Annotated in this window: 23 protein-coding genes; 2 read left to right on the top strand and 21 right to left on the bottom strand. The window is 61.8% G+C overall.

Translation table 11 applies throughout. The features are described 5' to 3' along the window. Positions 1-248 precede the first annotated feature (248 nt). From NKH17_RS30335 to NKH17_RS30310, 6 genes are all read right to left on the bottom strand, one after another. Positions 249-2,705 carry a phage tail protein gene (locus NKH17_RS30335; RefSeq protein WP_352901392.1) on the bottom strand — a complete coding sequence of 819 codons (2,457 nt, stop codon included), beginning with the start codon at positions 2,703-2,705 and terminating at the stop codon, positions 249-251. Further along, positions 2,702-3,304 carry a phage connector family protein gene (locus NKH17_RS30330; protein WP_352901395.1) on the bottom strand — a complete coding sequence of 201 codons (603 nt, stop codon included), beginning with the start codon at positions 3,302-3,304 and terminating at the stop codon, positions 2,702-2,704. Before NKH17_RS30330 ends, NKH17_RS30335 begins: the two co-directional genes overlap by 4 nt. A 287-nt stretch (positions 3,305-3,591) precedes the next feature. Then, positions 3,592-3,843: a hypothetical protein gene (locus NKH17_RS30325; RefSeq protein WP_352901398.1), complete on the bottom strand. Its 252-nt coding sequence runs from the start codon at positions 3,841-3,843 to the stop codon at positions 3,592-3,594. A gap of 208 nt (positions 3,844-4,051) precedes the next feature. Beyond that, positions 4,052-5,041 (bottom strand): Coat protein, encoded by a 990-nt coding sequence (locus NKH17_RS30320; RefSeq protein ID WP_352644941.1) that lies wholly within the window; start codon positions 5,039-5,041, stop codon positions 4,052-4,054. A 24-nt stretch (positions 5,042-5,065) separates the two neighbouring features. Beyond that, complete coding sequence (locus tag NKH17_RS30315) at positions 5,066-5,974, bottom strand: hypothetical protein (RefSeq protein ID WP_352644943.1); 909 nt, start codon at positions 5,972-5,974, stop codon at positions 5,066-5,068. Positions 5,975-6,192: 218 nt separating this feature from the next. Further along, positions 6,193-6,765, bottom strand: a complete 573-nt coding sequence (locus NKH17_RS30310) for a hypothetical protein (RefSeq protein WP_352901401.1) — start codon at positions 6,763-6,765, stop codon at positions 6,193-6,195. Between the two features lie 250 nt (positions 6,766-7,015). On the opposite strand from NKH17_RS30310, the gene NKH17_RS30305 reads away from it, so the two are divergent. Next, positions 7,016-7,330 carry a YMGG-like glycine zipper-containing protein gene (locus tag NKH17_RS30305; RefSeq protein WP_352687421.1) on the top strand — a complete coding sequence of 105 codons (315 nt, stop codon included), beginning with the start codon at positions 7,016-7,018 and terminating at the stop codon, positions 7,328-7,330. A 117-nt stretch (positions 7,331-7,447) separates the two neighbouring features. Here NKH17_RS30305 and NKH17_RS30300 read toward each other — a convergent pair whose 3' ends face one another. From NKH17_RS30300 to NKH17_RS30235, 14 genes are all read right to left on the bottom strand, one after another. Then, a complete protein-coding gene (locus NKH17_RS30300) occupies positions 7,448-7,762 on the bottom strand; it encodes a hypothetical protein (RefSeq protein WP_352807205.1) in 315 nt (104 codons plus the stop codon). An 8-nt stretch (positions 7,763-7,770) separates the two neighbouring features. Then, positions 7,771-8,082, bottom strand: coding sequence for a DUF7716 domain-containing protein (locus NKH17_RS30295; RefSeq protein ID WP_127205314.1), 312 nt, complete (start codon positions 8,080-8,082; stop codon positions 7,771-7,773). 162 nt (positions 8,083-8,244) lie between these two features. After that, positions 8,245-8,433: a hypothetical protein gene (locus NKH17_RS30290; protein ID WP_352475512.1), complete on the bottom strand. Its 189-nt coding sequence runs from the start codon at positions 8,431-8,433 to the stop codon at positions 8,245-8,247. A gap of 795 nt (positions 8,434-9,228) precedes the next feature. Then, a complete protein-coding gene (locus NKH17_RS30285) occupies positions 9,229-9,657 on the bottom strand; it encodes a hypothetical protein (protein ID WP_352475513.1) in 429 nt (142 codons plus the stop codon). Continuing rightward, entirely contained in the window at positions 9,657-11,453 is a 1,797-nt protein-coding gene (locus NKH17_RS30280; protein ID WP_352901406.1) for a hypothetical protein, read from the bottom strand. The genes NKH17_RS30285 and NKH17_RS30280 overlap by 1 nt, the downstream gene beginning before the upstream one ends. Continuing rightward, a complete protein-coding gene (locus NKH17_RS30275) occupies positions 11,356-12,144 on the bottom strand; it encodes a hypothetical protein (RefSeq protein ID WP_352901409.1) in 789 nt (262 codons plus the stop codon). Before NKH17_RS30275 ends, NKH17_RS30280 begins: the two co-directional genes overlap by 98 nt. Before the next feature lie 272 nt (positions 12,145-12,416). After that, positions 12,417-12,737: a Bbp19 family protein gene (locus NKH17_RS30270; protein WP_352509923.1), complete on the bottom strand. Its 321-nt coding sequence runs from the start codon at positions 12,735-12,737 to the stop codon at positions 12,417-12,419. After that, positions 12,734-14,485, bottom strand: coding sequence for a portal protein (locus tag NKH17_RS30265; RefSeq protein ID WP_352901412.1), 1,752 nt, complete (start codon positions 14,483-14,485; stop codon positions 12,734-12,736). The genes NKH17_RS30270 and NKH17_RS30265 overlap by 4 nt, the downstream gene beginning before the upstream one ends. A 179-nt stretch (positions 14,486-14,664) precedes the next feature. Next, on the bottom strand, positions 14,665-15,828 hold the full coding sequence (locus tag NKH17_RS30260) for an acyltransferase family protein (RefSeq protein WP_352799336.1): 1,164 nt from the start codon (positions 15,826-15,828) through the stop codon (positions 14,665-14,667). Positions 15,829-16,295: 467 nt separating this feature from the next. Next, positions 16,296-16,889 carry a hypothetical protein gene (locus NKH17_RS30255; protein ID WP_352901415.1) on the bottom strand — a complete coding sequence of 198 codons (594 nt, stop codon included), beginning with the start codon at positions 16,887-16,889 and terminating at the stop codon, positions 16,296-16,298. Next, on the bottom strand, positions 16,886-17,641 hold the full coding sequence (locus NKH17_RS30250; protein ID WP_352901418.1) for a phage terminase large subunit family protein: 756 nt from the start codon (positions 17,639-17,641) through the stop codon (positions 16,886-16,888). Before NKH17_RS30250 ends, NKH17_RS30255 begins: the two co-directional genes overlap by 4 nt. Before the next feature lie 277 nt (positions 17,642-17,918). Continuing rightward, on the bottom strand, positions 17,919-18,470 hold the full coding sequence (locus NKH17_RS30245) for a terminase large subunit domain-containing protein (protein WP_352901421.1): 552 nt from the start codon (positions 18,468-18,470) through the stop codon (positions 17,919-17,921). 79 nt (positions 18,471-18,549) lie between these two features. Further along, the gene (locus NKH17_RS30240) at positions 18,550-18,948 is read right to left on the bottom strand and encodes a hypothetical protein (RefSeq protein ID WP_352901423.1); all 399 of its coding nucleotides are present in this window, start codon (positions 18,946-18,948) and stop codon (positions 18,550-18,552) included. A 3-nt stretch (positions 18,949-18,951) separates the two neighbouring features. Then, entirely contained in the window at positions 18,952-19,359 is a 408-nt protein-coding gene (locus tag NKH17_RS30235) for a hypothetical protein (RefSeq protein WP_352901426.1), read from the bottom strand. Between the two features lie 381 nt (positions 19,360-19,740). Between NKH17_RS30235 and NKH17_RS30230 the strand changes: the two genes are divergently transcribed. Further along, complete coding sequence (locus NKH17_RS30230; protein WP_023675713.1) at positions 19,741-20,046, top strand: hypothetical protein; 306 nt, start codon at positions 19,741-19,743, stop codon at positions 20,044-20,046. On the opposite strand, the gene NKH17_RS30225 is transcribed toward NKH17_RS30230, so the two are convergent. Continuing rightward, positions 20,018-20,368, bottom strand: a complete 351-nt coding sequence (locus tag NKH17_RS30225) for a hypothetical protein (protein WP_352901429.1) — start codon at positions 20,366-20,368, stop codon at positions 20,018-20,020. The genes NKH17_RS30230 and NKH17_RS30225 overlap by 29 nt on opposite strands. Positions 20,369-20,483: the final 115 nt, after the last annotated feature.

Here is a 20,483-nt window from a genome sequence, read left to right as displayed (position 1 = left end):
AGTCCCCATCAGCCATCGCATCAAGAAATGCGCCTGGAACGACGACTATCTCATCAATGCCATCACTCATATGCGATAGCCCTGCCCTCGTGGGGGAGATGTCGCGAAGGCGACAGAGGGGGTCGTCTCGCGTGGAGCGCCGGCGTCTTTATCTGCGATGGAGACGATAGGAGGCCGCGTCAGGACGAACCGCCCCCCTCGGTCGCCCTCGGCGACATCTCCCCTTCAAGGGGAGAGATCAGCAGTTTCTACGGCTCGGCGTCGAACACCGGCGTCATGGCCCTGATCGTGCAGGGCGTCGGGTTGACATGACGAATGCGCACCCGCCCCTGCCCTTCCCAGCTATCGTCGATCGGCACCTCGACATTGCCGGTGAACAATTTCGCCATGCCGTCGAAAGCAACCATGGACGGGATGCGAACCTGCTCCCAGCGGCCGCGGATGAACGACTGAACCTGAAGCCCGGCGATGTCGGTTTCCAGCAGCGAAAGAATGAGCTTGGCCACCTTCTTGCGCCGCCCGACGATCGATCCGTCGCGGCCGCCGACGTCGAGCTCCAGCGTGTTGGCTTCGGACTGGTAGCCGAGCCCGACCTGCCATTTGGCTGCCGTAGCCCCACCGGGCAGCGAAACCGCGCCAGCCGCCACCGCAAGGCCCTGGTAGACCTTGCCATCAGCCAGGACGTCGACTGTTTCGTCGTTGAGATGACCAAGCCCTGAGACCGTGCCGACAGCGACGCCGTCATAGGTCAGGCCGCAGTCGACTTCGAATGCATCCCCGATCACGCCATACTCAAACGGCGCGGTCTTTATTTCGATATAGCGCCTGGTCACGCCGCCGATCGTGCGCTTGACGATCAGCCAGAGATCGTCGTTGCCGTCCTGGCCGGGCGTCACCACGGCGCTTTCGACAACGGCCCAGTTCGATCCTGCGAAGCTTCCGGCGATCTTGTGGACATGCATGCCGCGAACGTCTTGCGACGGCTGGTGCGTGTAGCCGCCGAGCTCTCCATCCCCGAGCGGAAACCACAGCAGCGGGTCGGGGTCGGTCTGGAAGGCGAGTTCGACGACGCCTTTCTTCGGAATGTGCTCCGATATTTGACCGACATCGTCGGAAGTGAAGCGGCCGGTGGCATTTTGCGTTAGCTCGGCGATCGATTTGCGGGAGCGGGTGACATATAGGAACGACTGCCCCGCATCGACGGGACGCAGCGGGGCACAGCCAAAGGTCCGCGACCGGCGGTTCTTGAACGAGGACGGCGTCAGCGCCTCGTCGATGCCGGAGCCCGACAGCGCCCTCACCCCGCCAAGCGTTCCGATGATCAGCGCACCGTCCGATTCCGCCACCCACGTAATGTCATTGGCCTGGCCGCCACCTGCCTGCACGAATTCCAGCGCGTCGGTGTCTTTCTCGCCGGTGGCGAAGTTATCGAAATCGCCGGTTTGCGAGGCATAGACCGAGAATTTTCGGCTGAACGCCAAGCGCTCCTCGTAAAGCGAACCGCTCTGGACATACTTGCCGGGCACGAACGTGCCGAGACGCCAGCGGATGATCGGGCTGAGATCGGGCAGAGCGTGCCCGTATAACTGGACCGTGACTACCGTCGTGCTGGTCCGGCCAATGATCTTGGCCCAGCGCCAGAAGCCGTCCGCGCCAAGCAGACGAATGGCGCGACCGATATCGCTGGTCTGGAAGCCGATGCCGTCATTGATGCCGACGATCGAGGAGGCCGAAAGATCGAACGGCGTTTGCGACGGCGCATATTCGTGCAGGGCCAGTTCGGCGATAGCGGTTCCGTCGCTGCCGCCACCTGAAAACAGCAGCTGATAATATTCGTAGGCAACCGTATTGTTGAAGCCGTCGAAGAAGCGGGTTTCCGACTTGGACCAGCCGGTCTCTCCGTCCCGGCTGTCGAGCGTCGTCCAGTCGGTGCCGTTGTGCGAGGCCTGGAATTGCCACTGGGTCGGCGATGCAGTGTCTGAGTGATCATTCGTGGCGGTAATCCAGTAGGCGTCGACCGTCTTGGTCCCGCCGCCGCCGAACTGGTAACGCAGATACCCGCTGGGAAAGCCCGCTATGTTCTCCCCCTTCTGCTTGTCGCCATCGAACACCTGCCACACGTCGGATGAGCCGTTGCTGTTGCTGACCGTGCCGCTTGGCAGCGTATTCGAGGCCATCACGGGCATGGCGTTGCCGGTTGCGGCCGGCGTTAGCGTCGTGGCCGTGGTGTTGATCTTGTCGTAAGGGCCGTCGAGAAAGACGAAATCGGCGAGCGTCCAGGTCGTGTGCGCGGTGCGCGTCAGCACTTTGACCGGATGATCCTTGTGGGTGATCCACATCTGGTCTGCCGACTGGACGAATTGCAGGTCGAACAGATCGGCCTCGAGATAAGGCGAAACGACTTCGACCGTGCCGACACGCGCGCCATAGGCATAGACACGGATGTAGAGATCGCCGAATTCGAGCGCATAGGCCTGGTCGGCCGAGAAGATGAACGGGATCAGCCGTGTCGCCTTTGACGGAGCCTTCACCTGCGCGCAAAAATACGTGCCGCCGCGCTTCCTGATGCCGCCATGCGGCAGCGTGACGAAGTTGGTGCATTTCGACAGCGCCGCCCGGTAAAGCTCGAGCGAGGCGCGAGCATGCAAGCGGGGAGAAATCTCGCCGCGGATGAAAGCGTCCTGGACCGGATAGAGCGTGGTCATCGGCCGACGAACCTGTTGTCGCCGCGCTGGAGAGCCCAGGAGGTTCTGGATAATCTGCCGCCGCGCTGGATGGCATTGGCCGAGTAGGCGGCGTCCAGCGCCCTATCATAGGCGCTGCGGGCGACGTCGATCATGCCGGCCTTGTGGGTCAAGGGATGCGCGATCTTGACGGCGAGCGCCGCCACCATCACTTCGCTGAACAGCGCATCCCAGTCGTTCGGGTCGCTCAGATTGGCGACATAGCGGATGATGCGCGGGCCGGCCTGATCGGAATAGATCAGCCCGGCCTCCTGCCGCCATGAGAGCGGAACGCCGTCCGGCTCGCCATTCCCCGTCAGCGGCAAGGGCCGCAGGCAATCGGCAGGAAGCTCATAGGCAAAGTTCAGCGTGCCAGCGCCGCTGCCGGTGTCGAAGCCGGCGACCGAGGTCGCCAGGATGGCGAAGACAAAGGCATGCTTGGTCAATTCGGCCTCGCGGGTCAGGTCGAAATGCAGATTGAGCAGGCGCGCCGCCTTGGCGTCCTGGTCGAGGCTGTCGATCGGCGCCTCGTCGAGCACGGCGAGCGCCATGTTGGCGATGTCGAGCGGGGTGATGGCCATGGCTCAGGCCTCCGGCTGTGTGGTTGGTCGGGGAAAACGGGGCATGGTGCCTCCACGGCAAAAAGCCGCTTCAAGGCGGCTGGGGATTTCTTGTGATTTGTGGCTTGGGCAGATGTTGCACGTCTCGTGCATGAGGCCGTCACGCCACCAACCGCCCATCAGGAAATGGCGTGGCAGACGCTTCGTCAGTCGTCTTTTCCCATTCGAGCAAGGAAGACGGCAATGCTTGGGCTATTGCAGTTTCACGACACCGCCGCGCAACGCGGCGATGTCTTGCCTTGATTGTGTCAGCCGACGCGTGCGCTGGTCGCGATCCACTGCCCTGTTTCGGCTGACTTGACAAAGGCGCCTGATTTCACCCTTCCGGCACCTCCTGCCATAGCCAAGCCCTTGTCCAGGGCATCCTGAAGACTCGGCGTGTAGTAGGCGGTGTTTTCCAGACCGCTGAAGAAGTTTATGCGATGAACTTCCCCCTTCTTGCTCATGACAATCCCCGCTTTTCGGAGCACTTCCTGAACTGTTTTGTACTTCACGTTCATAGTTACCTCCCTTGCCGAGACAGTCAGCATCGCCCTTTCTTGTAACTGTTTGGTGCCGTCGATTGGCCAAAGGGCAACATGAATGTTGTAGCGAACCCCAAAATTCACATCACTCTGACGCAGCGCAGCGGGTGAACTTGGGATTCGCCACCGTGGCCGACCTGGCGTCCCGAAGGGGCGAGACGTCGGACGCCCGCCCCTTCGCCGATCAGGACTCGGTCGTCTTCAGCGCGATGAACGTCATGTGCTTGACGCTCGAGGCCGTGCGGTCCCAGTTTGCCGCCAGTGCCAACTCGACATCGGTGGCGAATTCGCCGGCCGAGGACGCGTCGAGAAAGCGGGTGCCCGGCACATGCGGCACGAAATGCCGGCGGCCGACCATTTCAGTGACGCCGCCGCCATGGCCCTGCCGCGGCTTGCGGTCGAACTCGAGCGGCCCGCCTTCGGTGTTGACCGGCAGCTCGTTCCACAGAATCGCCTTGTCCTTGAACATGAACGCGGTGTAGACGCCGCCGGCAACCGGAATGTCGTCATCGACGACGGCCCTCAGCCCCATGTAATAGGGGATCAGCGGCCCGCCCTGCTCGGACGACGGCACATAGTCGATGAGATCGGCGAGTTTCAGTGCCTTCATCTGTTTCGAATGCATCCAGATCGTCTTGAACTTGTCGGCGCGGTCGCCCATCAGATAGGCGGCCTCGATGATGTCGGTGTCGACGATGGAGGCGCCGGTGACGCGCACCAGGTCGCCGCCGTCATTGGCGATGTTGTCGGCCAGCACGCCTTTCAGGATGCCGAGCAGCGTCAGCTTGTTGGCGCGCTGCCAGTAGTCGGTCTGGCGACGCACGATGAGCTTCTGCGGATCGTCACCGGCAAGGATCGAGGTCAGGTCCGGGATGCCCCAGGCCTGCGCACGCACATTGCGGGCCGCGACTTCGCGGCGCGCGCCGATCTTCTTCATCTCGATCGAGTCGGCCGGGTCGTCATTGACCGGCTCGGAGGGATCGTTGCCGAGATCCTTCCAGCCGGGCATGTCGACGGAGCGCCCGCCCAGGCTGAGCTTCGAGGCGATCGACGGGTCGGAAAACAGGATCCCGGCCTGGTAAATCTCCAGCGACTGGACGTGCTCCTCGAACGAGTATTGCGCGTAGACGGACGGAACGATCGCGTCCGCGATACGGGTGTAGGCGTCTGCCATTTTTGTCTTCCTTCAGGTTTGGGGTCAAAGAGGGTTGTTGGGCATCCACAGGTCGGGGTTTTCGCCGGCCTCGCGTGCCAGCCGCCGGGCGCGGGCGGGGTCGCTTTTGACCAGGGCCGAGATGCCAGTCAGGTTGCGCTCGCCGGCGGCATTGCGCTTGAAGGGGTTGCCTCCGCTCAAGGCAGCATTGCCGTCGATCGTGTCTTCGCGGAACATCGCCTCGCCGATAGCGTGGAACGCCTTGGCGATCTGCGGGTCGGTCAAGGCGCCGTCCGGCAGAAGGATGCCCTTCGCCTTGTAGGCATTGACCAGGCCGAGCTTCTTCATCGCCCGGTTGGCGACCTCGAGCTTCTGGCGAAAGCCATCGCTCCCGGTCGGTCCCCAATCCCGCACGAGGTCGTCGTGCGTAGTCTCGACCGAGCGGGCAACGGCGATTTGCTGTGCCTTGGCCTGCTCGGCCATGTAGCCGACGAAGCGGTCGTGATAGGCCTGTGCAACCTTCGGGGTAGCACCTGCCTCGACCGCCCAGGCCTTGGACGCATTGGCGAGCTCGTCCGAATAGGCGAAGTTTTCGGGGAGCCCGTCGGGGCGCCGGTACTCGACCTTGTCGGGCGAGGTCAGCGGACGCATCGCCTCGGGCAGCCGGGCATGGAACCTGTCCCAGTCTTCCGCGGCTGCATCGGCTGCCGGAACGCGCAGGCTCTCACCCTGCTGCCGCTCCAGCTCCGCATAGGAGGCGAAAACTCGATCGAGGCTTTCAGGCTTGGTCCAGCCCTTGGTTTCAGCGAGCTTGCGGTTGCCTTCGGAAAGACCGTCAAACCAGCTTGCGGCCTTAGGCGGGGCGGACCCGTTGTCCCCGTTGGCCGGTGGCCGTGCAAGGTTGCCCGCCGGTGGCACCGCCACCACGGACCCGGCGTCTGCCAGATCTGTCATGAGAAGATTCCTTTTGCTGAGAGTTTGAAGGCCGGTGATGAGAGCACTGGCGGTGAAACTTGGTATCTCCCCCCTCGAGGGGGAGATGGCCGGCAGGCCAGAGGGAGTAGCCGCGCGTGGAGCGCCGACCTCATCTGTCGCCGGGGGTCGCGCCCGGTCGAACCGACCCCCTCTGTCGCCTTCGGCGACATCTCCCCCTCAAGGGGGGAGATTAGCGCCTACGCATTGTCGCCCCAGTTCTCCCAGAGCAGCGTGATCGTGCCGGTAACGGCAATCGTGCCGTCGGCATCGATGTCGGTGCCGGTGGCAAACGCCAGATTGAGATAGAGGTCGACCGGCGTCACGGTGCCGTCGAGCGTCAAGGCTGCGGCAACATCGGCAATCGACGCGCTCGACGGCGCGGCACCGGCGCCATCCAGCGTGCGGCCGGTCGCGGCCAGCACATTGACCATGGTTCCGGCGAGCACAGCGCTCGACGCTGCCGCCGAGCCGAGCGCCCAGGTCAGCGCGGCATTGTCGTTGATGGTCGATGCTCGCGGCGTCAGCACGGCGAACTGCAATCTTGCCGTGCCGCCCTTGATCCGCACCTTGCCATCGAGAAAGTCAAAGAGCTTCTGGCTGGCATAGGCCAGTGCATCGGTGACCGGCACCGGCATGGCATTGAAGGAGAAGACGGAGCGGTAGGCGCCGCCCTGTCCGGTCGTCCTGACGGCAAGCCCCGCCTTGGGCGGGGCAAGGCCGGCTTCTCTGGCGGCGGCACGCGAAAGCGTCCGGGCAAGACCTCGGGTCATTTGGTTTCTCCATTTTTGGGATTTGAGGAAGAGTTAGCCGCTGCGTAGAAAAAGCAGATCGGGCACATGGGCCGTCAAAGATCAGTCTCGTTTGGGCATCGTCTTGCCGAGCCGTCGTCTCCGGCCGTCAGACAAAAACAACCATGTCTTATTTCGTGAGGCACGGTGCCTATGTTCCGCCGCAAATGCGACCCTACTTGGCAAAATCAGCCTGCGTATTAGTTCATAGACTTCAAGGGAGTATCAGACGATGACCGTATCCAGAGCCATTGCCGCCATGTTCGTAACCGCCGCGCTGGCAGGCTGCGCGCAGACCGAAGCACAGCAGAGAACCAGCACCGGTGCGCTGCTCGGCGCCGGCGCCGGTGCGCTCGCCGGCCAGGCCATAGGCGGCAACACCAAAAGCACGGTTATCGGCGCAGCCAGCGGCGCCCTGCTCGGTGCGGTCGTCGGCAACGCCACCACCCCGCAACCGCGCGGCGAACAGCTCTGCCGCTATCAGGATCGCTACGGCCGCATCTACACCGCGCCCTGCGACGACCGTTATTATAACGGTAATTATTGAGCGTAGCGAAAGCGCCGGCGACAGCCAATCTCCCCCCTCGTGGGGGAGATGTCCGGCAGGACAGCGGGGCGCCGTAGAGCGCCAGCCATAACAGCAATTCCAATCAATGCAGAACATTCAATCCACGAAATTTTCGTCCACGAACATCTCGGCAAATTTCTGGGGTGGGAGGGTTACACCATTGACGCGGGCGATCTCGAGATTCCTTGCCCACATGTCCCGGATTGCTGCCGGCATTCCCTCGGGCATGTGCATAGAGTGGGCTATTGCGTCATGCCATTGTCCGTCGCCGCCATAGATAGATCGCAGTTTGGGGGCCATCCTTTTCAAGCCATCCTCCGACTCTTGAGAAAGTTCTCCGATCGCCCAGAGCACATAAACATCGAGCAGCCTAAGCAGCGGCTGTCCGTCATAACGTGGATTAGTCAACATTTAACCTCTCACGCATCATAGGTGGCATAATAAATAACCCGTTCGCAGATGGCGGAAATGCTTGGCTTTTCTTTCTGCGATGCAACCAAAGCCTCGGTAATCTCGATCGCAAGGTTGATTTCGAGAAAGTATGCCAGGCCCTCTTTAGCTGCCTCGGGTGGTACCAACACCCCATCCTGCTGAGGCAAAACCATCGCGTCTGAATCCTCTGTCCAAGGCTCCGCCGCGTAGATTGTGGGCTCCGCTGCGTAGACCGGGTCCTCCTCGTCAAATTCCGACAACCGCCCAACGATATCCAGCAACTTCATTTTTTTCCCCATAGGGAAAATCCTCCTCGGCCATTCGGATGCAGTGTTTTCTGGAAGATACTCCCTCGATCATGTTGAGATCTAGGGACGAGTTGCATTACACCGGGTTCGTAAACTTGCACAATGATCGGCCGAAAGCGTCATGGCCTCCGCAAGGTCAGTGCTCCCCGCACCCTACCCATCCGCCGGTGCCGCTTTCTCCGGCGCTGCCTTAAGCAGAATCCCGATAGCTCGATTCCAGTAGCGCACCGCTTCAAAATGCCCTTGTCTGGTCAACCAGATCTTATTCTCCAAACTGACTGGATCGCCGATCTCAAACAGCTCCATGCCCTTGGGGCGCAAATATCTATTTTGGTCGGGCATTTTCAGTCCACCAACCGAGCAAATAGATCGGCGAGGTCACGCGCTATCGTCTCAGCGGATTGCCGATTCATACCTATGAATGGGATGCGTACGATTGGCATGGCCGCATCTTCAGTGTCGAAGCCATAGCCTTCACCTCCTCCGTCAGATGCGAATAAGAAGATGCCTGGCGCATATTTTTCAACCTCATATCCGCGGTTGAAGTCAGCCAGTTCTTCGGCTTTAAAAAAATAGTATAGTTATTGCCGATGAAACCTTCGCCTCCATTATGCTCTTTGAGGAAATCATGTAATCCTTGGCAGCACGACTCCCAACCGTGCGGACAGGCCGTCGACGACTGCGGATTCAGCCGGTGCGTCGAATGTCCCTCAGTTAAATATGTCCCATTGCTATCGTCCCAGGTCGCTCAGCAACTGGTTCCACCACGGCATACCCCTGTTGTCGGTGAACTGCCGCCAAACTTCACTGGATTGATTTCATGCACATCCACTACGGCGCGAACTATGGCAACAATAGCACTACCGACCGTCGTAGGGCTCAATCGTCGCTGACGGAATACCAAAGCGGTCGAGTAGATTCAGCACACGCTCTATATGACCACACGCAGATCGCCAGCAATGATAACATCGCCGAACCATCCTTCCATCTGGTAGGTGAGTTTGCTCACAACAGGGGGTGAACGCTTGTGTCCATGATGGTGCCACGGCCTATTCTGCCGGCGACATTGGGCTTTATGTAAAAATAGTCCACCATTCACCTAATGAGGATCAAAAAAATGAAAGCCCAACCTCATTGCTACTTACCATCGTAAGGCTCGATGACAGCAAACGGTATTCCCAATGATTCCAGCAAATCAAGAATGCGTTTCGAGATGACGAGGCGATAGTCCGCTGCGATCCCGAAATCGTCCCGGCCGGCCTTGCCATTCACTTTAAGCCAGACGAAGGGTGGAAGTTCCTGCCCAGGTTGATCCTCATGAAACTCTTCGGATGTTGTCACTTCGGCGTCGGCGAACGTCGCGCCTGAAAACCCCATCTTTTGCAGTGCGCGCTGGGTGTCTTCGGTGACGAGGTAACACGGGAACGTCGTAACGATCACATCGCCAAACCAGCCCTCTATAACGTAGTGAAGCTTGGTCACGATTGGCGGATGGACACTCGAGTCAAGAACGGTGTTTTCACCAAGTCCACCAGCGACGTTCGGCCATATGTAAAAATATTGCATCACTCACCTATTGGAGGATTGAACAGATGTCCGTATTGTTTGTCGATATAAGTCACGTAGTCCAGCACCTGCTGACGCGTTGGCTGGGGGTGCGACGCATAAAATTTATCCCATTCGAATCGGAAAACGATCTTGTGCAAAAGGTTATCTAATCCTTTTGGTATGCCGCGAAGATTTTGAAGAGAGTGCATCTCATCTTCAGCAACAAGGCTTGGATATCTGGTCCATATCTGTTGCTCTGCAGCGTGATGGACGACAACCTCTCCCTTTAGATTCGGGTTCGCATCAAGAAATGTTTTGCGGTAATTTTTTGAAAGAGCTTTGCCAAACGATGCTCCCGGATGCCTAATCTTAGAGGGGTCTCTGGCGATCGACTTTATTATCGCAAGAAGCTCAGCCTTGTCAGGCTTGACGCCGGTGCTCAAGAGGTAAGCGGCCTCTTTTGCTGCATTTATTGCACGAGACTCAACCTCGGTCGTCTGGCGAACCGCCGCTCCCTCAACGGCGAGTTCTGATGTGGCCCGCGACCCACTGGCCGTAAGCTCCTCTAACGGCTTGGCAAACTTGCCCGTCCCGGCGCGGACAATGGCCAGTCCTTTTGCAACGGCTTGGCCGAGTGACTCGAACGCCAGGCTGCCCTCTGCAGCTAATCCGGAGGCAGAAGTGACCGGCAGTTGACTGAGCGCGTCCAAAGGATCGTCGCGCAGATCCTGAAGAAACAGCCCAATGTCGTGCGGGGCTCGGCCTAGGCCTTCAAAACCTTCGGTGAGGTAGTTGCCGAAGTCCTCCGCGGCGAGTTCCAGTTTCGATTGAGGTTTCCTGCGGTTTGAAGGAGCAGGCGGTTGATTCTGCTTCCCGGCGATCACAGGTGCAACAACGGGCCTAGCCGGTTGGCTTTCGACCGATTGAGGAAGCCCGGCTTGGACGAGCTGTTGGGATAAGGCTGCTCGGACCTCTGGATCGGACGCCCCACCAACGAGGCTGTACAGGATGGTGTGCTTGTCCGCCTGTGGCACGCTCCCGTCTTTGAATGTCGTGGCGATGTTCTTGAGAACAGACCATGGGAAAGGTTGATAGTTCTCGATGCCCAGTTGCTTTTGTGCTGCAACTGAAGCGGCGATTGCTCGGACATAAGTTCCTCGGTCGTAGGTGTCCGGCCCTCCTTCACGATTCCATGACTCGCTGTCGGGAGTGGTGATCTCGCTCCAGGCTGCGTCGACGCTCGGAAAGACCTTGCGAACGTATGCGGCAGGGTCCGTCCGTCTGGCGTCCAGCGTCTGAAGCGCGGCGGCGGCCGTGACGTGATACCGCGCCTGCTCCCCTTGGGAACCTGCAGGACCAGGTTCGGCATCGCGTAGCGCCGCATGGATTGCTTGGTTCGGCATGGTGCGCATGCCGAAGGCCTGACGACCAACATCAATCTTTCTGGCAAAATCCCCGTACTGCTTGCCGCCCTCCTCGACGCCATAGACAGCGATGAAGGTGTCCCGGCCAGGCATCTTGCCGGAATAAGCGCCAGTCTGTGCGATGGCGTCCGGCGCGTTCTGCTCGGCGAGACCGATGTTGGTGCGAAGCTCAACCTGCTGAGCAGTGTTGGCCGCCTGCGCCTGTCGGATCAGCGCTGCCTGTTCCTGTTGCGGAAGGTCGTCCCTGAACGCCTGCGCCACCCTTTCATCAGGCGTCTGCTTGCCGACGCGATCACCCTTCGCTGCCGCCGCATTGGGCGCACCAAAGGCGCTGGAGCCGCCAACGACTTCGGTGGTCGTCCTTAGTTCGGTTTCCAGCCTGCGCGGCACCCAGCATCTCTGCAGCACGTTTCGGGTCCTGGGCGATCATCGCCTGGATCAGCGCCTTGGCCGTATTGCCGCGCCAGGCGACTTCCGCCGCTTGTCGGGCAAGCGGGTTGCTGAATTTGGCGATTAGGTCAAAGCCGTTCTGCCGGATCGCGTCGAAGTTCTCGGTGTCCTTCGGGTTGCTTTGCGCGATGGCACTGGTTGAGATGTTGTCGACCTTGGTCCACTCGGCCTGCTCATACTCGTCGCGCCGCTGAAGCTGCCTCGCCGCCATCCGTAGTGAGCCGGCCTCGCGCAATGCCTCCTTCTGCCTGGCGAAATTGGCGCGCTGGCTTTCGGGCATTTTCGGCAGGGCATCGGCGAACAGCGTGTCGAAAAGGCCGGTCTTGATCATCCGGCCGGTGCGCGGATCGACCTGGCCATACATCGTGTCATGCAGGCCGCTGCCGTCGGCCGGCGCATTCGCCACCACCTCGTCTTCCGCCTGCCCGATCTGGCCGTTGAACCGACGGCGCGCGAGGTCGGCGTCGAACGCCTCCTCCTGCTGCTTCTGCTGCTGGTAGCGTTCGGCGACGGCAGAGAGCTCGTCGCCAAAACCCTGCATCGCCCTGCCGACCGGCGATCCTTCGGGATAGGAGAGCACATTGCCGGCATCGAGCCGGCGCTGGGCAAGCTGGAGAGGTATGGTCGCCATCTATTTGTGTCCTGCCATGAGCGCGCCGGGGATCGTGGCGCGGCGCTGCCGCGCGCCGGCCCCGTGCCGCCGCCTTCGTCGGGTCATGAATTTTGGAGAGGTCGCCAATGAGAGTGTCGCCGGCACTGAAGATGCTGGCGGTCTGCGCCGTCGGCTAAATGGCCTCGGCAAAATATTATCATTCCCTTATGAGTTGGCCGGGCTCGCGGACTCCCGCGAACGATCGGTCGGAGCAGGCCATGACTGTGGCAAGGCCGCCGGTCCTAAGCCCGCTACCCTTCCAACCGCGCCGCCTTCTCCAGCGCCGCCAGCTGCGCTTCGTCCAGCGTCAGGAACCCCATAATGTGCTGCACCACTTCGGCCCGCGCGTTGCTGAGCGCGCTGTGCAGCTCGAAGCCGTTCGGCGTCTTGGTCTTGGCCAGCCATTCACCGTAGGACGGGCGGCGGTAATAGCCGGTCGCAGCCGTCAGGTCGGCCAGCACCATCTCGCCGTCCTGGCCCGAGAATACCCTGAAATAGGCTTTGGCCAGCGCATCCCGCGCCTTGGCCGGGCCGCCGGCCTGGCTGGAATGGGCGAAGCGTTTGCCACTCATGCCCCGCCACCCTGTACGTCGCCACCCTGTACGCCGTTGCCCTGCGGCATCAGCCCGCCGAGCCCATCGAGCAGGCCGCTGTCGCGCGCCTGCACGGCCGCCGGTACGGCATCCCTGGCCAGCTTGCCGGCAGAAACGATCGAAGCCATGCCTGCTTGTGCGGTTTGAGCCTTGGCTCTGGCATCGCGGATGCCCGCCACTTCATCCTGGCGGCGGAAGATGCGTTGTGGGCTGCGGCCGGCGCCCTGCACGATCTTCAGCGCCTCGTCGCCGTCGATATTGTCCATGACGCCGGGGTCGAACTGCGCCATCTGCATGGCGGTGGTGACCACCTGGATGGTGTCGCGCGCTTCGGCCGAGCGGCGCAGCACGTCGAGCGGGCCGGTGAAGGTCGGCCGCAGCGCCTTGCCGGCAAGGCTCGCCGGCGGCAGGAAGCGGCTGTCTTCCTCGTAAAGTCCCTTGTCTTCCAGAATACCCAGCTCGCGGTCGAGATTCGAGGCAAAGCCGGCCTGGATAATCGAGCCGGAGGGGCCGAGCAGAGCACCCTTTTCCTCTTGCCGGATCAAGGCCTCGGTCGCCGTCATCTGCGGGTTCTGTACCAGCGTCTGGAACAGATTGACGAACATCATGTCGCGGATCTCCTCGGCCCGGCTGTCGGCGTAATTGAAGGCATAGGTCGGGTTCTGGCCGGTGGCGATCGGCGCGATCAGCGGCCGGCCGGCATCGTCGATCAGGCCGGGATAGTTCTCGCCGGGATTGAGCACCGGCACATAATCGAGCCTGGCCTTCGAGGCGGTCGCCGGATCGGTGATCTGCTGAAGTGCGCGCAGGCCGGAGCGCCGCACGGCGTTCTCTTCGCGCACCGTCGTCAATGCCTCGATGGTTGGCGAGATGCCGTAGGGATCGCCCTCATAGCGGCGCCAGTTGAAGCACGATACCGGGAAGGAGCGAAAACCGCTTTCCCTGACGATCGCCTCCTCGTCCTCGATCACATGATAGGACGCGAACGCGGTGTCGAGATACTGGTAGGAGCCGCTCAGGCTGTACATCTTGCGCTCGTCGCGCGGCTGGATGCACTGGATCAGCGAGATTTTTGTCTCGCATTTGGCGGGGTCGTCGACCAGAACTTTGATCCGCGCCGGCAGTCTGTCGTAGCCGAGCAATTGCGCCGCCTGTCTTGCGGTGCGCTCGTAGCGGCGGTGGAAGATATCGACCTGGCCCCAGCGGTTGCGCGAGAGATAGCCTTCGACCACCGGGATCGAGGCATAGCGGATCAGCGTGCTGCCAAAACCCTCCTCGGCGTAGAGATAGGCCGGGCCGTAGCGCACGACATTGCGCAGGCAGGCTTGCGTTGCCGGCACGAAATTCGAATTGGCGGAGTAGCGCAGCGAAAACAGGAAATCGCGCAGCGCTTCCGCCCATTCCTTCTCCTCGTCGGTTTCCTCGTCATTGATTGCCGCGGTCGACAGCCCATGCCATTTCTCCGACTGCGGGATGATCAGGCTTTCCAGCCCCGCGGCCAGCCGGTTGGCGGCCGAGTTGATGGTATTGGCGTAGACACGCGCACCGCGCCGCTCCTGCCGCTCGGACTGCGAGTCCGCGCCGGCCTGCCGGCCGCCGCTCCACATGTCGGGCGCATCGGGATCGCAGAATTCGGACACCGCCTCCCAGACATGCTCAAACTGGCTGCGTTCGCTCTCCAGTTCAGCCTGTCGCGACAGAATATCGCGAGCACGGGAATCGCTCATGGTCAGCCTCGCTTGATGGAATTGATTGAAAAAGAAAACGGCGGGACGCCGAAGCTGCCAATCTCCCCACTTGAGGGGGAGATGTCCGGTAGGACAGAGGGGGTCGTCTCGCGTGGATCGGCGACCCCTCTGTCGCCTTCGGCGACATCTCCCCCTCAAGCGGGGAGATTGGAAGCGCCTTATTCCGCCGGCGTCGTCTCCAGCGCGGCTTTGCGCCCAAAGCGCTGCACCACGAAACGTCCCATCTTCTGGCCGGGCACTTCGATCAGCGTATAGGTGATCCAGGACAGCAGGCACACCACCGGTAAGACGACGACAACAACGATCGCGAAGCGCAGCGGCGCCGACAATTCGTGGCCGAACTGGGTGATAACCAGAGCCGCCGCCGGCTGGAGAACCAGCAGATGGATCAAATAGATGCTGAAGGAAAGCTCACCCATCAGATGAAAGAACCTGTTGGCGAGCGTCATGGCGATCTTTCTGGCCATGATGCCCGCTATTCCCGGCAGCATCCGGTAGAGAACCAGGGCAAAGAAACCCACGACGAGCGCTTCGCGCATCAAAAACTTGCCAAGCCCGTAGCCGCCGCCGAAGGGCAGCGCGGCCAGAGCCATGGCCAATGTCAGATGCACGAAAGGCCGCTTTTGCCTTTGATGGACGACGCCCGCCAGCAGCATCCCGCACAGGAAAATCTGCATCTTCAGCGGCAGGAACGACGGCATCGGAAAATGCACCGACAATTGTCCCATCAACAACACGATCGCGCTGCCGATCGCCGCGACCAGGATACCGCTCCATATCCAGTCAAGCCTGCGCACCAGCAGCATAATCGCCGGGAACACTGCATAGAACTGCATCTCCAAGCCAAGGCTCCAGTCGGGCAGCGGCGTGCGATAGGCGAAATTCGGCACCAGGCCGAACAGGAACAGCAGATGGGCGCCGATGTTTTTCAAGCCGCCGTCGAGATAACGCTCGGGCGCCTGCGGCGACCGCAGCAGGAACTCGTCGATGACCATCCTGGACTGGTAGAGATAAGGGCCAAGCGCCAGGGCAGCGAACAGCATGACGTAGAACAGCGGCGCAATCCTGAAATAGCGGCGGGTCCAGAACTTCAGCCAGGTTTCCGGCCTTTGCCAGGGCTCCTTGTCCTGGCGCAGCTGGTAGTGGAACACCATCAGGAAACCGGACAGCATGATGAAGAGGTCGACGCCGAGATCCGGCTCGCCGAGAATAGGAATATGCCAGCCGGTCAACAGCAGGCAGTGTCCGATGAGCACCCAGATCGCGGCGAGCGCCCGAAGCCCGTCCAGGCACTCGATGCGCGATGACCGGGCTTCTGTCATGCCGGACTCCTCGATGGCCATGTTGCATTGCAGCATGGCGGCTGAGGAAGGAATGTCAACCGTGCGGAAGGAACACGAATTGCGCTCGGCTGTTACGGAAAACGCGGAAGCTGCGATCTCCCCCCTCGTGGGGGAGATGGCCGGCAGGCCAGAGGGGGGCGCGAAGGAACGCCAAGCTCAGTTTCGTTCCCACCGGAATGAGCCGATGGCGGCAATGCAAATTGATCACCAAGGCCGGCGGGACAGCGCCCCCCTCTGCCCTGCCGGGCATCTCCCCCACGAGCGGGGAGATTGGCAGCTTCACCGCTTCTTCACCAACCTTGCGTGCCGGCGCCAGTACCACCACGCCAGCACCCGGTTGCGGAACACTCTTCTCATGGCGCCCATGTCAAACCCCCAGCAGCACGCGGCGCGGGCCGGTCAGGTCGCCGGGCGACAAATCGGTCTTCACGGTTCCTGCAGTGCCATCATTGGCCGCAAGCTGAGCCCGTAACGCGGCTTCGCGCGCCTGCACGTCCTTGTCGGCAATGGTCGGTGTCGGCGGCAACGGCTTCAGCGCCGGCGGCTTTTGAAAAAGGCACATGGTTTTCTCCGAAATGAGAGCTTCTTGTCCAGTCGTAGAGCAGAAAGTCCTCGCCGTTCCGGCCATAGCCCGGCAGGCGGCAGCGTTGCGTCGCGCCCAGCCGGGCAAGCCAGCGCAGCGCCAAACCGTTGGCGGCCAAGGCGCGGGCCTCGACCCGCCAGGCGCCGCGCGCGGCAACTTCAGGCCCGAGCACCGCGTGAAAGAACTCCGTAATAGCAGGCACGCAGCGCCTCATCCGGCGCGTGCCCCAACTCCAGGCGATCCACAATCCGCTGCGCTGCTCGGCAGCACCGAAGCCGGCCTCCGGATTGCCGTCGAGCTCGGCGACATAAGCAAAGCCCTGCAGCGCCGTCAGTGCCAGCAAAACCGGCGACCAGTTGTCCAATTGGCAGTCGATTTCGGCCCGATCCTCGGGGCGCAGATTGGCGGCGATGTAGGAGAGGTCGCGCAACGTGGCGGGAATGATGCGGAGGGTCACCTGAACAACCCCAGCGGATCGGCCTGCCCGGCCTTCCGCCGCGCCGCCTTGAATACCGCCGGATCGACCACCGCCTCCCGCAGCATCATCACGCCATAACGGGTCGCGGCCATCAGATCGTCGCGCAGCTTCACCACCTGGCCGTCCCTGCGGTGATAGAGCCGGAACTCCTCGAACCAGGGCAGAAGCGTCGAAAACACCTTGAAGCGGCCGGATTGCATGCGGTCGAGCATGTCCATCAGCCCGGCCTCGACCGATACGGAACCGTCGGCGAACTGCGCATGGCTGGCGAGCATGTTCAGCCCATGCGCGGAATATTGCTTCGCAAGCGCGGTGCCCGCACCCTCCAGCGTCTCGCGACGGCCGTCGCGCGGCCATGCCCATGGCAGCCAATCGCCCCACGGTTTCAGCGTCAGCGCCTGCATGGCGGGAGTCTGCTGCGAGGCACGGCAGGCCTTCGTGACATAGACGACATCGGCTTCCGTATCCCAGGCAAGCTCGACCGCGGCCGAGGGATGGTCCCAACCGAAATCGAGTGCGCCGAGCCGCGGCCAGTAGCGCGGCAGCCGGAACGGCTCGCAGGCGATCAGCTCCTCGGCCACCGGAAAGATGCGGCCGGAGCCGAGCACCGGAATGCCCTTGGCCCGCGCCTCGCGCTCATGCGCCGGATAGGCGGCAATGATCTCGGCGCGCTGCTGCGGCGTATAATGCTCGGCATCGTCGATGGTCATGAAGGTGACGTGACGGGTCATTGTTTTCACCCTCGCGGCATTGAATCATGGTGGCAGGTGGGACGTATGCTGCTGTTCGGTAAGATGTTTTCATGATGGCGGGACAGCGCCCCCCTCTGTCCTGCCGGACATCTCCCCCTCAAGGGGGGAGATGGCAGCTTCAGCGTCTCGCTTATCCGCAAGCATTGGAGATTGGCGAAAGCCAATGCGACATCCAATCTCCCCACTAGAGGGGGAGATGTCCGGCAGGACAGAGGGGGGCGCGAAGGAACGCGAGTTGCGCGATTTCGCAGCCCTGTCATCCCCTCCCCATCCCTCCCACCTGCTCCGCGGACAAAAACAGCAGCACCACGTCCGACATGCCGAGCAGCGGCGTGAGGGTGACGATGGTGATGCCGCCGGTGGCGTTGGTGCGGGTCAGCCCTTCGGAATAGATGTCGAGCGGCGGCTCCTCGTCGAACCAGACGCCGTGCAGCGTCTCGCCCTGCCACTTCTCGCGGCCCTTCTCGTAACTCTTGAACGACAGCACAGATTCGCCGGCCTGCACGTCGCCACCGCCGCCCCAGGCCACCACGACGCTGTCGAGCGCGCCCGGCGCCCGCCCCGCCATCGTGCTGAGGATCGCGTCGGCCGGGATCATACCGGTGCCCCACGCCGCCTGCTGCTGCGGCGGGCCGATCAGGATACGCTGCGGGTTGTCGCGCGTGCTTTCGCCGGTGACGCCGGCCGCCGACATCCGAACCGGACAATCGAAAACCTTGCCTTGCCACCAGTCGGGATAGCGGCCGGTGAGGTGCATCGCCCACTCGGCGCCGCCGGCCCTGGTCTTGCCGAGCTGGTTGCCGGCCATGAACAGACGTTCGCGATTGGTCGCGCCGGCGGCGTGGAATTCGGCCTGTCGGGGATAGGGCCGATAGGCGGCAAGCTGGTTAGTGCGGCGCCTCCGGTCGAGCTCCGCCAGCAGGCTGAGGTATTCCTTCCTTGCCGCCCGGCTGTGCGAGGCCTTTTGCGGGGCCTGGTCTTTCGAGGAACGGCCTGAGGACGGCCTCGAGGGCGCGGATGCGCTGCCTGATTTCGTCATCGCTCAATGCATCCAGATTGTTGATGTTGACACTAAGATCCTTGGGCAGCACCGACAGCACGAGCTTCAGATACTGGTCGGGCTTTTCGGCGCGCACCTCGGCGATGACGCCGGCGCCATGGGCGCGGAAATCGGCGCGGATCGCTTCGAGAAAGCCGTCGGCCAGGGTCTTCTTCGCCCGCCTGGTCTGCTTGCCGGGTGCTTGATCGTGCGGCTGCGGATCGCCGGCGGAAGGGGCCCTGGCCATGCCCTACTCCGCCGTCCCGGCGGAGATCGCCGGCTTCTTGTTGCCTGGCCGCACGATGCGCCTGCGCGGCTTAGCCTTCTTGCCGGCGCGTGCCGACTTCGGCTTCGGCGGCTGGCTTGCCGGTTTCGCATCAGTCGTCGTGCCGGGCCCCACCGTACTGGCGTCGGGCAACGCATTCAGCCTTGTCCTTAGGATTGCCGCCGCCTTGCCGTCGAGTGCTCCCAACGGGAAGCCGAAACCGCCGGCCGCGTCGCCGGGGCCGCCGCGCACCATGCCGATCCGCACGCCAGCGGCGACCTGCTCGAAGCGGCCATGGCGTGCATAGGGTGCGGCGCCGGCGAACTCGCCAATAGCGCTGACGACCTCTCGGCCGTCATCGTCGATGATGATGGTGGCGTAACGGTTGGACATGGGGATGTTCTCTGGAGATGGGCGCTCAGTGGCGCGTTGGAAAATTTACGATTGGTGAGACTTGCAGTTCCGACGATCGCCAGAGCCGCGTTCCTTCGCGCCCGCCGACTTAACAGCCGGCAGTTCACGTAGCGTTTGGTCCAAAAATGAAGCCTGAAACAAAAAACCCGCCTCGGCGGGCGGGTCGTTGGAGCCAATTAGCACCATACCTATATTAGTAGCATAGCTGCCGGCACAAAGCAAGAACAAAATTCACCTGAGACGCGAAAAAACGCAGAGTAGCCGATTGGCGAAGCACACTGGAATCTCCGGCGAGACGCCACCGTCCGGATCAGAACAGGCATTCGCGCGTTTGACCCTTAGCCAATGGGAGCAAAAATCATGAACGTCGCCAATCTGCAACTCGAAGGCCTGCTTATGGCCATCGCATCGATCAATCAGGTCCTGGTCCGCAAGGGCGTGCTCTCCGTCGAGGAGATAGATATCGCCTTGCGCAAGGCCGAAGCCAGCGAGACCAACGAGGAAAGGTCCGAGGGCATGTCGGCGTCGAGCCGCGACGCAGTCAACTTCCCGATCCGACTGCTGGAGTTGGCCAATCAGTGTCAGCCGGAGACGGACATGCCGTCCTTCTCAAAACTGGCGCGCATGGTCGGTCAGATCAAGGAACCTTACAACGACCAGATGTGAAGCGGCGATCATGACTGACGCAGCGACAACGGCTTGCTGCGGCGGGGCGGCAAGACTGCCAGCGGCCCTGCAGGATCTTGATCAACTTGCTGCTGTCGGCCCCCGGCGAGGAAAGCCTGCGGTAGTCCGAGTAAGTCAACCTGCCATTTGCAAGGGCATTAAAGAGCCGGTTACAAAAGGCGCTGTCGTATCTTGCGACGCTGACATTCATGATTGCTGCGTAAGTCTTTCTTTCGTTGAGCGGCGTGGACCTCTCGCGTGCAATGCATTCGTTGATCGCCACGCGCTTGGTGACAGGGCTGCCTTCAAGCGCGGTATGCATCGTGTTGAATTCGCCCTAGGTCAACGTGGTGCAGCCGGCAAGCAGTGACGCGCCGATCATGGCGGCAGCAAAACGCGTGGCGATGTTCATGAATTCCCCCTCAAGACCCGCGTCT

Origin of the sequence: Mesorhizobium sp. M1334, from assembly GCF_040317995.1 — a bacterium.
Classification (GTDB): Bacteria; Pseudomonadota; Alphaproteobacteria; order Rhizobiales; family Rhizobiaceae; genus Mesorhizobium.
Note: the sequence above shows the minus strand (reverse complement) of the source record. Positions and strands in the feature narration are given on the sequence as shown.

Bases quoted from the DNA above. Each gene is read 5' to 3' on its own strand.
- NKH17_RS30335 (WP_352901392.1), bottom strand. From the start codon at position 2,705: ATGACCACGCTCTATCCGGTCCAGGACGCTTTCATCCGCGGCGAGATT.
- NKH17_RS30330 (WP_352901395.1), bottom strand. From the start codon at position 3,304: ATGGCCATCACCCCGCTCGACATCGCCAACATGGCGCTCGCCGTGCTC.
- NKH17_RS30325 (WP_352901398.1), bottom strand. From the start codon at position 3,843: ATGAACGTGAAGTACAAAACAGTTCAGGAAGTGCTCCGAAAAGCGGGG.
- NKH17_RS30320 (WP_352644941.1), bottom strand. From the start codon at position 5,041: ATGGCAGACGCCTACACCCGTATCGCGGACGCGATCGTTCCGTCCGTC.
- NKH17_RS30315 (WP_352644943.1), bottom strand. From the start codon at position 5,974: ATGACAGATCTGGCAGACGCCGGGTCCGTGGTGGCGGTGCCACCGGCG.
- NKH17_RS30310 (WP_352901401.1), bottom strand. From the start codon at position 6,765: ATGACCCGAGGTCTTGCCCGGACGCTTTCGCGTGCCGCCGCCAGAGAA.
- NKH17_RS30305 (WP_352687421.1), top strand. From the start codon at position 7,016: ATGACCGTATCCAGAGCCATTGCCGCCATGTTCGTAACCGCCGCGCTG.
- NKH17_RS30300 (WP_352807205.1), bottom strand. From the start codon at position 7,762: ATGTTGACTAATCCACGTTATGACGGACAGCCGCTGCTTAGGCTGCTC.
- NKH17_RS30295 (WP_127205314.1), bottom strand. From the start codon at position 8,082: ATGGGGAAAAAAATGAAGTTGCTGGATATCGTTGGGCGGTTGTCGGAA.
- NKH17_RS30290 (WP_352475512.1), bottom strand. From the start codon at position 8,433: ATGCCCGACCAAAATAGATATTTGCGCCCCAAGGGCATGGAGCTGTTT.
- NKH17_RS30285 (WP_352475513.1), bottom strand. From the start codon at position 9,657: ATGCAATATTTTTACATATGGCCGAACGTCGCTGGTGGACTTGGTGAA.
- NKH17_RS30275 (WP_352901409.1), bottom strand. From the start codon at position 12,144: ATGGCGACCATACCTCTCCAGCTTGCCCAGCGCCGGCTCGATGCCGGC.
- NKH17_RS30270 (WP_352509923.1), bottom strand. From the start codon at position 12,737: ATGAGTGGCAAACGCTTCGCCCATTCCAGCCAGGCCGGCGGCCCGGCC.
- NKH17_RS30265 (WP_352901412.1), bottom strand. From the start codon at position 14,485: ATGAGCGATTCCCGTGCTCGCGATATTCTGTCGCGACAGGCTGAACTG.
- NKH17_RS30260 (WP_352799336.1), bottom strand. From the start codon at position 15,828: ATGACAGAAGCCCGGTCATCGCGCATCGAGTGCCTGGACGGGCTTCGG.
- NKH17_RS30250 (WP_352901418.1), bottom strand. From the start codon at position 17,641: ATGACCCGTCACGTCACCTTCATGACCATCGACGATGCCGAGCATTAT.
- NKH17_RS30245 (WP_352901421.1), bottom strand. From the start codon at position 18,470: ATGGCCGGCAACCAGCTCGGCAAGACCAGGGCCGGCGGCGCCGAGTGG.
- NKH17_RS30240 (WP_352901423.1), bottom strand. From the start codon at position 18,948: ATGGCCAGGGCCCCTTCCGCCGGCGATCCGCAGCCGCACGATCAAGCA.
- NKH17_RS30235 (WP_352901426.1), bottom strand. From the start codon at position 19,359: ATGTCCAACCGTTACGCCACCATCATCATCGACGATGACGGCCGAGAG.
- NKH17_RS30230 (WP_023675713.1), top strand. From the start codon at position 19,741: ATGAACGTCGCCAATCTGCAACTCGAAGGCCTGCTTATGGCCATCGCA.
- NKH17_RS30225 (WP_352901429.1), bottom strand. From the start codon at position 20,368: ATGCATACCGCGCTTGAAGGCAGCCCTGTCACCAAGCGCGTGGCGATC.